General features: G+C 70.6%; 9 protein-coding genes, 1 tRNA gene and 1 pseudogene. 4 read left to right on the top strand and 7 right to left on the bottom strand.

All coding sequences use genetic code 11. The features are described 5' to 3' along the window. Window positions 1-66 precede the first annotated feature (66 nt). The 6 genes and pseudogenes from AC3WRT_RS14835 to argG all read right to left on the bottom strand — a co-directional run. Window positions 67-309, bottom strand: a pseudogene (locus tag AC3WRT_RS14835) (acyl carrier protein); the annotation flags it as partial. Window positions 310-415: 106 nt separating this feature from the next. Further along, window positions 416-1,468 carry a beta-ketoacyl-ACP synthase III gene (locus tag AC3WRT_RS14830; protein WP_492723171.1) on the bottom strand — a complete coding sequence of 351 codons (1,053 nt, stop codon included), beginning with the start codon at window positions 1,466-1,468 and terminating at the stop codon, window positions 416-418. Window positions 1,469-1,603: 135 nt separating this feature from the next. After that, window positions 1,604-2,539 (bottom strand): ACP S-malonyltransferase, encoded by a 936-nt coding sequence (locus AC3WRT_RS14825; protein WP_492723169.1) that lies wholly within the window; start codon window positions 2,537-2,539, stop codon window positions 1,604-1,606. Window positions 2,540-2,585: 46 nt separating this feature from the next. Next, on the bottom strand, window positions 2,586-3,836 hold the full coding sequence (locus AC3WRT_RS14820) for a PucR family transcriptional regulator (protein ID WP_492723167.1): 1,251 nt from the start codon (window positions 3,834-3,836) through the stop codon (window positions 2,586-2,588). A gap of 92 nt (window positions 3,837-3,928) precedes the next feature. After that, window positions 3,929-4,645 (bottom strand): class I SAM-dependent methyltransferase, encoded by a 717-nt coding sequence (locus AC3WRT_RS14815; protein ID WP_492723165.1) that lies wholly within the window; start codon window positions 4,643-4,645, stop codon window positions 3,929-3,931. A 38-nt stretch (window positions 4,646-4,683) separates the two neighbouring features. After that, the gene (gene argG, locus AC3WRT_RS14810; protein WP_492723163.1) at window positions 4,684-6,108 is read right to left on the bottom strand and encodes an argininosuccinate synthase; all 1,425 of its coding nucleotides are present in this window, start codon (window positions 6,106-6,108) and stop codon (window positions 4,684-4,686) included. Window positions 6,109-6,323: 215 nt separating this feature from the next. Between argG and AC3WRT_RS14805 the strand changes: the two genes are divergently transcribed. After that, on the top strand, window positions 6,324-7,280 hold the full coding sequence (locus AC3WRT_RS14805) for a type IV toxin-antitoxin system AbiEi family antitoxin domain-containing protein (RefSeq protein ID WP_492723160.1): 957 nt from the start codon (window positions 6,324-6,326) through the stop codon (window positions 7,278-7,280). A 137-nt stretch (window positions 7,281-7,417) separates the two neighbouring features. On the opposite strand, the gene aceE is transcribed toward AC3WRT_RS14805, so the two are convergent. Further along, window positions 7,418-10,189 carry a pyruvate dehydrogenase (acetyl-transferring), homodimeric type gene (aceE, locus tag AC3WRT_RS14800; RefSeq protein WP_492723158.1) on the bottom strand — a complete coding sequence of 924 codons (2,772 nt, stop codon included), beginning with the start codon at window positions 10,187-10,189 and terminating at the stop codon, window positions 7,418-7,420. Window positions 10,190-10,479: 290 nt separating this feature from the next. Between aceE and AC3WRT_RS14795 the strand changes: the two genes are divergently transcribed. From AC3WRT_RS14795 to AC3WRT_RS14785, 3 genes are all read left to right on the top strand, one after another. Further along, window positions 10,480-10,896, top strand: a complete 417-nt coding sequence (locus AC3WRT_RS14795) for a DUF3052 domain-containing protein (protein ID WP_492723156.1) — start codon at window positions 10,480-10,482, stop codon at window positions 10,894-10,896. Window positions 10,897-10,963: 67 nt separating this feature from the next. Continuing rightward, window positions 10,964-11,518 carry a peroxiredoxin gene (locus AC3WRT_RS14790; protein WP_492723154.1) on the top strand — a complete coding sequence of 185 codons (555 nt, stop codon included), beginning with the start codon at window positions 10,964-10,966 and terminating at the stop codon, window positions 11,516-11,518. A 35-nt stretch (window positions 11,519-11,553) separates the two neighbouring features. After that, window positions 11,554-11,626 (top strand) — tRNA-Val (locus tag AC3WRT_RS14785). The last annotated feature ends 24 nt before the right edge of the window (window positions 11,627-11,650 follow it).

The raw sequence follows: 11,650 nt of genomic DNA, 5'->3' as shown, positions 1-11,650 counted from the left end.
GGTGGAGTGTGGACCCTGCTCGACCAGTGGGACAACCTGCGCGAGAAGGGCCCGCGCCGCGTCTACCCGCGCGCCGTTGATGTACGTGACGGCGTCGCGGACGGTCTTGAGGTTCTTGACCTCACTGTCGGGAATGCGCACGCCGAACTTCTCTTCGGCGTTGACGACGATGGTCATCATCGACAGGGAGTCGATGTCGAGGTCCTCGGTGAAGGACTTGTCCATCTCGACGGACGCGGTGTCGAGGCCGGTCTCCTCGTTGACGATCTCGGCAAGACCCTCGAGGATCTCCTGCTCGGACTGAGCCATCTGTCTGCTCCTTGTGTTGTGGTGTGCGTGGCGGATGTCGTTCCGTGGCCCGAATGACCCGTCGGGACCGGCGGGAGTGTGGTGGTGGCTCCCCGTGCGTGAGGGCTCAGGGCAGCACGACGACCTGCGCGGCATACACGAGGCCGGCGCCGAAGCCGATCTGCAGCGCGAGCCCGCCGCTCGGGATCTCCTTCTCCGCCAGCATCCGCGTCGTCGCGATCGGGATCGAGGCGGCCGAGGTGTTGGCGGTGGTGACGATGTCGCGGGCGACCGGAATGTCGGCCGGCAGCTTGAGCTGCTTGACCATCGCGTCGATGATGCGGATGTTCGCCTGGTGCGGGATGAAGGCGTCGAGGTCGTCGGCCTTGATACCGGCCTTGTCGATGGCCTGCTGCGCGACGGGGGCCATGCCCCAGACGGCCCAGCGGAACACGGTCTGCCCGGCCATGCCGATGGCGGGCCAGACGTTCTTGTCGGCTTGCGCGGACTGCCAGGACTCGCGCACGTCGGTCCAGGCCTGCTTCTGCGTGATGGCGTCGCGCTGGGTGCCGTCGGAGCCCCACACGGTCGGGCCGATGCCGGGAGTGTCACTCGGCCCGACGATGCAGGCCCCGGCGCCGTCGCCGAAGATGAAGGCGCTGCCGCGGTCATAGGGGTCGGTGAAGTCGCTGAGCTTCTCGACGCCGACGACGAGGACGTAGTCGGCCGACCCGCCCTTGACCATGTCGCTGGCCATCGCGACGCCGTAGCAGTAGCCCGCGCACGCGGCCGAGATGTCGATGGCCGGGGCCGTCGAGCCGAGACGGGACGCGAGCTCGGGTGCAGCTGCGGGCGTCTGGTACGGGTGGGTGACCGTGGCGACGAGGACGAAGCCGATCTGCTCCGGCGAGATGCCGGCGTGCTCCATCGCCTGCCGCGACGCCGCCTCCGCCATGTCGATGACGCTCTCGTCGTCCGCTGCGAAGTGGCGGCTGATGATGCCCGACCGCTCGCGGATCCACTCGTCGCTGGAGTCGATCTTGTCGACGATCTCGGAGTTCATGACGACGCGGGCGGGGCGGTAGGCCCCGACGCCGATGATGCGCGAGTGGCGCGAGCCGCCGTGGTCGACGAGGGTGCCGGTGCCCTTGGGCGTCGGCACGGTGCTGGAGGATGTCACGTGAGGCCTTCTCGGGGGTGAGGGGTCAGGTGGGTCGTGCGGCGCTGGTGCGGTCCACGGACGACGGGTTCCCCGTCCGGTGCGGTCCGCACCACGAGCGTGCCCCCTGTCGGGGTCGCGGCGCCAGTCATGAGGTCACGAGGTGCGCGAGTGCGTCTGGATGAGGGCGCGGGCCGCCTCGAGGTCGTCGGGCGTCTTCACCGCAAGGGTCTCGACGCCGGGCATGGCGCGCTTCGCGAGGCCCACGAGGGTGCCGGCGGGTGCGAGCTCCAGCAGGCCGGTGACACCGAGCGAGAGCATCGTCTCCATGCAGCGGTCCCAGCGCACCGGGTTGCTCACCTGGCGCACGAGCCGGTCGAGGGCGTCCGGCCCGTCGGACACGCTGGCCCCGTCGGCGTTGGAGAGCAGGCGGGTGGCGGGCGAGGACGGGGCCACGTTGCCGGCAGCCGCAGCGAGGGCCTCGACGGCCGGAGCCATGTGGTGGGTGTGGAACGCGCCGGCCACCTGGAGCGGGATGACCCGGGCCTTGGCCGGGGCCTCGCCACGGAGCGCCTCGACCTGCTCGAGGGTGCCGGCTGCGACGACCTGACCGGCGCCGTTGACGTTGGCGGCGGTGAGCCCGTGCGCCTCCAGCGCTGCCAGCACCTCACCAGGGTCGCCGCCCAGGACGGCGGCCATGCCGGTCGGCGTGACGGCGCTGGCCTGAGCCATGGCTCGACCGCGGGTCGCGACGAGGGAGATCGCCTCCTCGTCGGTGAGCACGCCCGCAAGGGCCGTGGCCGTGAGCTCGCCGACGGAGTGCCCGGCGAGCACCGCGTGGGTCGCCGAGAGCAGCGAACGCTCGGGAAAGAGGGCCGAGGCGGTCACCAGGCCGGCCGCGACGATGAGCGGCTGCGCGACTGCAGTGTCCTTGATCGTCTCGGCATCGGACTCGGTGCCGTGCGCGACGAGATCATGGCCGGCCGCCTTCCCGAGGGCGGTCAGCTGCTCGCGCACCCCGTCCAGCTCGAGCCACGGAGTGAGGAAGCCGGGGGTCTGGGAGCCCTGTCCGGGGCACACGATCGCTAGCACGCACTCCACCCTTCCCGGTTACCGTCCCGGACCTCGCCACCGAATGTCACGAAGTCGGCCGGGATAGCTTGGAGGTTTCCTCCAAAGCCAGCGACACGGGCGCGCGCGATCTCGGCGCCGCGGCCGGTGGTGCGGCGAGCCGGCCGAGTGCCAGGGCGATCCGCACCGTCCACGCCTCGCGAGGGGTCGTGAGGTCGTAGCCCGTCACGTCGGCGATGCGTCCGAGGCGGTAACGCACGGTGTTGGGGTGCACGAAGAGCGCCCGCGCGGTGGCCTCGAGCGAGCCACCGCTCTCGAGGTAGGACGTGGCGGTTGCGAGCAGCGGCGCATGGCTGGCTGCGCCCAAGGGGCGGTGCACCCGGTCCACCAGGATGCGCCTCGCGGGCAGGTCGCCCGCCACCGCTCGCTCGGGCAGCAGCGCGTCCGACTCGATCACCCGTGGCGCGCCGGGCCACGCCGCCGCGGCCGACAGGCCGCTCAGGGCGGCTCGCGCCGAACGACCCGCTGCGAACAGGTGCGGCACGGTGGGACCCAACACGATCGGTCCGGGCCCGAAACAGTCGGCGACCGCCTCGACGACGCCGGCTGCGTCACGCGTGCCCCCGAGGATCGCGATCAGCCGCGAGCGCTGCACGATGGCGAGCGCCTCGACCCCGTGCTGCCGCACCGACCGGCGCAGGTCGTCGACGGCTGGGACTGCGCCGCCCGCCACTGCAAGCGTGGTGCCGACGACGAAGGTGACGTCGGCGACCTCGCCCCACCCCAGGGCGCTGGCCCGCGACTGCATCGACTCGTCGGCCTCACCACGCAGCACGGCGTCGACGACGAGCGCCTCGAGCCGGGCGTCCCACGCGCCGCGAGCCTCTGCAGCCCCGGCGTAGACCTCGGCCGCAGCGAAGGCGATCTCGCGGGAGAAGCGAAGCACCGACTCCCGCAGCAGCTGCTCGTCCCCGGCGGCGGCCAGGCTCTCGACCCGCGACTCGACGACGTCGACGACGGTGCGCACGAGGTCGAGGGTGTGGCGCAGGCTCACTGAACGGGTCAGCTCCTGCGGCGCGTTCGCGAAGATCGACATTGGGGATGGCGGGTGGCTCTCCTCCTGGTGGAACCACGCGATGAACTGAGAGATGCCGGCCTGAGCCACGAGCCCTACCTGTGAGCGCTCCTCGGCGGAGAGGTCGCGGTACCACCGCAGGTGCTCCTCCATCCGCTGCGACGCAAGGGTGGCCAGCTCGCCCGCGCTGCGCTCGACGGCGCGTGAGGTCGCCTCGCTCGGGTGCTGCCGCCGTCCGCTCACGCTGCCACCCTAGGCGGAGGCGGCGCCTGACTTTGTATGCGGTTCACAAATCGTTTCGACGACGCACGAGCTGGCGAGCCGGGCGGGGGGTGTCAGTGGGCCGAGAGGACAGCGGTGTGGCCGGCATACGTGCGCGGGCCCTCGAAGTAGGGGAGGGACTGCGCGAGGGCGGCTGAGAAGGTGGCGAGGTAGGCGCACGCGGCGTCGTGGTCGGCAAACGTCGCACGCGTCTCGATGTCGCGCTGGGTGACATGGCGGAAGTGCCGGCCGAGGATCTCGGCGGCGTTCTCGGACATTAACTGGGTGGCCAGCGGGTCGCCGCCCGCCTCGCGCAGCAGCCCGCCGAGGTGCTCTCGGCCGTTCGTGGTGACGTGCAGGGTGCCACCGTCACGAAGGACCCGCCGCAGCTCTCGAAGCGCCTCGTCGAGGTCGGGCACGTGGTAGAGCATCCAGGCTGCGACTGCTCCGTCGAAGGAGCCGTCGGCGAAGGGCAGGGCGTCGGCCGACGCGACCTCGGCCGCCACCCCGAGGTGACGGGTGGCATGGACCATGGCAGGGGAGAGGTCGGTCGCGACGTAGTGCAGTCCGGGCGCCCGGTCGAGCACAGAACGGGCGAAGGGTCCTGTGCCGCAACCGGTCTCGATCACGCGTCGGGCAGCCGACGACACGACCTGGTGGCGCAGCACGTCGACGGGTGAGACGCCCTCCGGGCCAGGGCCCCACACGTCGCGGCGCGTACGCAGGTTGGTCGTGTCGGCATACTGGGTGGCGACGAGGTCGCGCCCGGTGAGACCGCTGGTGGAGTCCATGGCCGGCCACCCTAGCGAGGACACTCCGCGACGGGCCCTCAGTCGGTGCCGAACTCCATGGCTGCCCGGTCGAGCGCGTCGTCCTGCTCGTCGACGTCCACGGCCGCCGGGTTGGCTGAGATCGCGGCCGCGCCGCCGGGCGTGAGCTCGCCGACCAGCTCGTGCGCGTCGGGACCGAGGAGGCCCTGGGCGGCATACAGCTCGAGCTTGGCGCGGGAGTCGGCGATGTCGAGGTTGCGCATCGTCAGCTGTCCGATGCGGTCGACCGGGCCGAAGGCGGCGTCCTCGGTGCGCTCCATGGACAGCTTCTCGGGGTGGTAGCTGAAGGCGGGGCCGGTCGTGTCGACGATCGACCAGTCGTCGCCGCGACGCAGGCGGATGGTGACCTCGCCGGAGACGGCCGAGGCGACCCAGCGCTGCAGCGACTCGCGCACCATGAGCGACTGCGGGTCGAGCCAGCGGCCTTCGTAGAGAAGGCGGCCCAGCTTGCGGCCCTCGGCGTGGTAGTTGGCGATCGTGTCCTCGTTGTGGATCGCGTTCAGGAGCCGCTCGTAGGTGAGGTGGAGGAGCGCCATGGCCGGCGCCTCGTAGATGCCGCGAGACTTGGCCTCGATGATGCGGTTCTCGATCTGGTCGCTCATGCCGAGGCCGTGGCGGCCACCGATCCGGTTGGCCTCGTCGACGAGGGCGACAGCGTCGGCATATTCCTTGCCGTTGATCGCGACGGGGCGGCCACGCTCCCAGCGCACCGTGACGTCCTCCGTCTCGATCCCGACGGACGGGTCCCAGAACTTGACGCCCATGATCGGCTCGACGACCTCCATGGACTCACTGAGGAACTCGAGGGTCTTGGCCTCGTGCGTCGCGCCCCAGATGTTCGCGTCCGTCGAGTACGCCTTCTCCGCGGACGCGCGGTAGGGCAGGTCGCGGGCGGTCAGCCACTGCGACATCTCGTGCCGACCGCCGAGCTCGGTGACGAAGTCGGCGTCGAGCCACGGTTTGTAGATCCGCAGGCTCGGGTTGGCCATCAGGCCGTAGCGGTAGAAGCGCTCGATGTCGTTGCCCTTGAAGGTTGATCCGTCGCCCCAGATCGAGACGCCGTCGTCCTGCATGGCGCGCACGAGCAGCGTGCCGGTGACGACGCGACCGAGCGGCGTCGTGTTGAAGTACGTCTTGCCGCCGCTGCGGATGTGGAAGGCGCCGCACGCGATGGCCGACAGGCCCTCCTCGACGAGCGCCGTCCGGCAGTCGACGAGGCGGCTGATCTCGGCGCCGTACTGGCCGGCGCGGCCCGGAACGGAGTCGATGTCGGGCTCGTCGTACTGCCCGAGGTCGGCCGTGTAGGTGCACGGCACGGCGCCCTTCTCGCGCATCCAGGCGACTGCGACCGAGGTGTCGAGGCCGCCGGAGAAGGCGATGCCGACACGTTCACCGACGGGGAGCGAGGTCAGGACCTTGGACATGGATGTAAGTATATGCATAGCAGCGCATACCTATCCAATCGGTTCCGAGGGGGTATGCCGTGCGCTTCGCGTCTTTCCATGCTGACCCAGCCGCGTGGCGTCGTCGCAAGTGCACGGCACACGCCCGTCCACACCCCCCGCGGTCGGGGGCGGCGTCCTCCACAGTCTGCGACGGGGTGCCGCGCAGCAGGACGCGGGTTGCCACGGTGGTCGCCATGGACCTGCGCCAGATCGCCCGGGACGGCGTCTTCTCGACCGCCGACGCCGCACAGGTGGGCCTCGACTCCAACGCCCTCCGTCGCCTCGTCCGGCAGGGGCGCTGCCTGCGGCTCACCCGCGGCTGGTTCGCCGTCAACGACGGAGGCGCCATCCCGGCGGAACGGCTCCACGTGCTCACGGCACGCGCGCTCGGTCGCCAGTACGCCGCACGCGCTGCCGTCAGCCACCACTCCCGCCTCCTGCTCGCCGGCTTGCCGACGTATGCCGCCGACCTCCTCACCGTGCACCTGACCTCCTTCGTGGACCCGCTGCGTGCCGACGTCCAGTGCGGCGCCGTGAGTCGGTGCAATGCGACAGTCCGCCGCCCGGGCGTGGTGGTGCATGAGCCGCTCGCCGGTCTGCGCCTCACGCCATCGGCTGCGACGTTCGCCCCCGCCCGCATGCAGGTGCTGCCGCTCGCCGTGGCCCTGGTCCAGGCCGGCCTGCTCGGTGGCGCGGAGGCGTTCCTTGTGCCGGCCCACGCTGCGGTGCGCTCGAGCGCGACGACGCCCGAGGAGCTCGCCGAGGTGTCAGGGCTGTTCAGGGGCCACACCGGCATCGGGCCGGTCCGGTCAGCGATGCCGTGGGTCGAAGGCAGGCACGAGTCTCCGGGCGAGACCCGCACCGCTCACCTGCTGCGCTCTCTCGGGTTCGAGCTCGAGCCGCAGGTGCAGCTGGTCGTGGAGGGGCGCCTCTACCGACCCGACTTCCGCCTTCGGGGCACGCGGGTCCTCGTCGAGTTCGACGGCGCCGTGAAGTACACCGGCGCGGGCGGGACCTTGTTCGCGGAGAAGCAGCGGGAGGACGCGTTGCGCCGGGCCGGCTGGCTCGTGGTGCGCATCGTCTGGGCCGACCTGAGCCGGCCCCAGGTCGTCCTGGCACGGATCCGCTCGGCCCTGGCGACCGTCGCTTGACCGCACCCCGTGCGCTTGGCGTCACGCACCGTCGACGCATCAGGCCGGGGTGACGTCAAGCGCACGGCGTCTGCGCCGCGTGACGAGTACGCGTGTGGCCCCGCCCCCCACCTGGGGACCGGGCCACACGGCATACGTCAGCTCTCGCCGCCCGCGTTGCCGGACGTGCCGGCGGTGACGTCGTCGAGCTGATACTTCTCGGCCGCGCGTCGCGGGAGGTCGGCGTCGACCTTGCCCTCCTTGGCGAGCAGCTGGAGCGTCCGCACCGCGACCGAGGGGCCGTCGATGTGGAAGAAGCGCCGCGCCGCCGGACGGGTGTCGGAGAAGCCGAAGCCGTCGGCGCCCAGCGTGGCGTAGGTGCCCGGTACCCACTCGCGGATCTGGTCCTGGACCGCCCGCATGTAGTCCGACACGGCCACGACCGGCCCCTGCGTGCCCTGGAGGCACTGGGTGACCCACGGCACGCGCTTCTCGGCTTCGGGGGAGAGGAACTCCTGCTCGTCGGCGGCGAGACCGTCGCGTCGCAGCTCGTTCCACGAGGTCACCGACCACACGTCGGCGGCCACGCCCCAGTCGTCGGCGAGCAGCTGCTGCGCCTCGAGCGCCCACGGCACGCCGACGCCGGAGCCGAGGATCTGCGCCCGCGCCGGCTCGTGCGTCCAGCCCTCGGTGTCGGCCACCGAGATGCGGTGCATGCCCCGCAGGATGCCCTCGACGTCGACGTTCTCGGGCTCCTTCGGCTGCTGGATCGGCTCGTTGTAGACGGTGAGGTAGTAGATGAGGTTGGACTCCTCGGGGGTCCGGCCCTCGCCGTACATCCGGTTGAGGCCGTCCTGCATGATGTGCGCGATCTCGTACGCGTACGCCGGGTCGTAGTGCACGACCGCCGGGTTGGTGGACGCGAGGAGCGGGCTGTGCCCGTCGGCGTGCTGCAGGCCCTCGCCGGTCAGCGTCGTGCGACCGGCCGTCGCGCCGATCAGGAAGCCGCGGGTCATCTGGTCGGCTGCCGCCCAGATCGAGTCGCCCGTGCGCTGGAAGCCGAACATCGAGTAGAAGACGTAGACCGGCACCATCGGCTTGCCATGGGTGGCGTAGGAGGTGCCGGCCGCGGTGAACGCCGCGACCGAGCCGGCCTCGTTGATGCCGAGGTGCAGGATCTGGCCGCTGACGTTCTCGCGGTAGGCAAGCATCAGCTCGGCGTCGACCGGCGTGTAGTTCTGCCCGTTCGGGTTGTAGATCTTGATCGTCGGGAAGAACGCGTCCATGCCGAAGGTGCGCGCCTCGTCGGGGATGATCGGCACGATGCGCGGGCCGAACTCCTTGTCGCGCAGCAGGTCCTTGAGCAGGCGCACGAAGGCCATCGTCGTGGCGACCTCCTGCTTGCCCGAGCCCTTCTTGACCTGGGCGTACGCCTCGTCACCGGGCAGCTTGACCGGCTCGAAGTCGACCTTGCGGCTCGGCAGCGTGCCACCGAGCTTCTGGCGACGGTCGATGGAGTACCTGATGACCTCGCTGTCGGCGCCCGGGTGGTAGTAGGGCGGCTGGTACGGGTTGGCCTCGAGCTGCTCGTCGGTGATCGGGATGCGCAGGCTGTCGCGGAAGGCCTTGAGGTCGTCCAGCGTCATCTTCTTCATCTGGTGCGTGGCGTTGCGGCCGGCGAAGTGCGAGCCGAGGCCGTAGCCCTTGATCGTCTTGGCGAGGATGACGGTCGGCTGACCGGTGTGCTGGCGGGCGGCCTGGTATGCCGCGTACACCTTGCGGTAGTCGTGGCCACCACGCTTGAGGTCCCACCAGACCTGCTCGTCGGTCCAGTCCTCGACCATCTTGGCGGTGCGCGGGTCGCGGCCGAAGAAGTGGTCGCGGACGTACTTGCCGTCGTTGGCGCGGAAGGTCTGGTAGTCACCGTCACTCGTGGAGTTCATGAGGTGCACGAGCGCGCCGTCGCGATCGGCCGCGAGCAGCGGGTCCCACCCGCGCCCCCACACGACCTTGATGACGTTCCAGCCGGCGCCGCGGAAGAAGGCCTCGAGCTCCTGGATGATCTTGCCGTTGCCGCGCACCGGGCCGTCGAGCCGCTGCAGGTTGCAGTTGATGACGAAGTTGAGGTTGTCGAGCTCCTCGTTGGCCGCGAGCTGCAGCAGGCCGCGCGACTCGGGCTCGTCCATCTCGCCGTCGCCGAGGAAGGCCCACACGTCCTGCTGGCTGGTGTCCTTGATGCCGCGGTTGTGGAGGTACTTGTTGAACTGCGCCTGGTAGATCGCGTTCATCGGGCCGATCCCCATCGACACCGTCGGGAACTCCCAGTAGTTGGGAAGCAGCCGCGGGTGCGGGTAGGACGGGAGGGCCTCGAGCGTGCCGTCGACCAGGTGGCTCTTCTCCTGGCGGAACCCGTCGAGCTGCGCCTCCGTGAGGTGGCCCTCGAGGAAGCTGCGGGCGTACATGCCGGGGGAGGCGTGGCCCTGGAAGTAGACCTGGTCGCCGCCGCCGGGGTGGTCCTTGCCGCGGAAGAAGTGGTTCATGCCCACCTCGTAGAGCGTCGCGGCCGAGGCGTACGTCGAGATGTGGCCGCCGACGCCGATGCCGGGGCGCTGAGCCCGGTGCACCATGATCGCGGCGTTCCAGCGGATGTAGCGGCGCATCTCGCGCTCGACGTCCTCGTCGCCGGGGAACCACGGCTCGCGCTCCGGCGGGATCGTGTTGATGTAGTCGGTCGCCGTCAGGGACGGGACACCGACCTGCTGCTGACGCGCGCGCTCGATGAGCTTGAGCATGATGTAGCGCGCACGCGTCCGGCCCTTCTCGTCGAGGACGGCGTCGAGGGAGTCGATCCACTCCTGCGTCTCGTCCGGGTCGATGTCCGGGAGCTGACTGGGGATGCCGTTGAGGATCGGTCCGGCCTCGGATGCCACGTCGTGGGTCCTTTCTCGTCGCGAGGCGGCGCCCGCGGCCGGTCGGCCACGGCGCTGCACCAACCCATCCTCTACCAAAGGGTGGGGGTGGTCACACTCGGGTCCGGGCGGGATGGGCCGTTTCCGTCGCTGCCGTCCCACCGGGTGGTATGCCGTGTGCTCCCTCGGGCGCGGCGTGGCCGGTGTCCGCCCCCGGACCGGGCTTGCGCGATAGCGTCGGAGCCAGTGCACTGATGTCGTGGCACCCGGGCCACGACACGAAGCGCCAAGAACCGAGGGGACCGGTGACAGTGAGCGAGACCGCGGGCGCGGCGTCTTTCAGCAAGCTCGGATTTACCAAGGGGCAGGTCGTCCAGGAGTTCGGCTACGACGACGACGTCGACGACGACCTGCGGTTCGGGCTCGAGGACGTCCTCGGGACCGAGCTCGAGGACGAGGACTTCAACGACGGCGCGGACGGGGTGCTGATCTGGTACCGGGACGGCGATGACGACCTCGTGGACCTGCTGGTCGACGGGTTGACCAAGCTGTTCGACCAGGGCTTCATCGTGCTGCTGACGCCCAAGTCCGGACGTCCCGGACACGTGGACGCTAGCGAGGTCGAGGAGGCGGCGTCGACGGCGGGCCTGACCACCGGCGGGCAGGTCAACATCGCGGCCGACTGGGCTGCGACCCGCCTGATGCCGCCGAAGGGCCCTCGCCGCTGACGGCTTCCGACCCGGGGCGCTGTCCAGGGTCAGCGAGCACTCGGGCGGTGGTGCCACACTTGCGGCCATGACGAACGCGCACCTGGGCGAGACCTCGGCTCCGGCTGGTCCCGCCGCTTCGACGGCTCCCGCGTGTGCGCCCCTGCGCGTTGGCGACCCGGCTCCGGACTTCACGCTGGTCGACCAGTACGGCGTCGACATCAGCCTGTCGGCTGTGCGCGGCCTCAAGAACGCCGTCGTCGTCTTCTACCCGGCCGCCTTCTCGGGCATCTGCCGCGGCGAGCTGCGCGAGATCCGTGACGGACTCGAGGACTTCCAGGACGGCGACATCCAGGTCTTTGCGATCTCGTGCGACTCGATGTACACGCTGCGCGCGTGGGCCGACGCCGAGGGCCACTTCTTCCCGCTCCTCTCGGATTTCTGGCCACACGGCCAGGTCGCCCGGCGCTACGGGGTGCTCGACGGCGAGGACGGCTTCGCGCTCCGGGGCACCTTCCTCATCGACCGGTCCGGTCGCATCGTGTGGATTGAGGTCCGCGACATCGGTCACGGTCGTGACTTCGCGGCATACCGGGAGGCGCTGGCGAGCCTCCGCGCGGGCTCGCGCGATGCCGTAGGCTGACCGCCGCCTGCCGGTGACTGCCGGGCGGCACGTCAGGGCCTGTAGCTCAGTTGGTAGAGCACCGCGTTTACACCGCGGGTGTCGTCGGTTCGAGCCCGGCCGGGCCCACCCATGCAAGGCGCCCACCCATGC

Source organism: Terrabacter sp. FW104-15G4B (assembly GCF_058790095.1).
Note: the sequence above shows the minus strand (reverse complement) of the source record. Positions and strands in the feature narration are given on the sequence as shown.

Bases quoted from the DNA above. Each gene is read 5' to 3' on its own strand.
- AC3WRT_RS14790 (WP_492723154.1), top strand. From the start codon at position 10,964: ATGACGAACGCGCACCTGGGCGAGACCTCGGCTCCGGCTGGTCCCGCC.
- AC3WRT_RS14805 (WP_492723160.1), top strand. From the start codon at position 6,324: ATGGACCTGCGCCAGATCGCCCGGGACGGCGTCTTCTCGACCGCCGAC.
- AC3WRT_RS14815 (WP_492723165.1), bottom strand. From the start codon at position 4,645: ATGGACTCCACCAGCGGTCTCACCGGGCGCGACCTCGTCGCCACCCAG.
- argG (WP_492723163.1), bottom strand. From the start codon at position 6,108: ATGTCCAAGGTCCTGACCTCGCTCCCCGTCGGTGAACGTGTCGGCATC.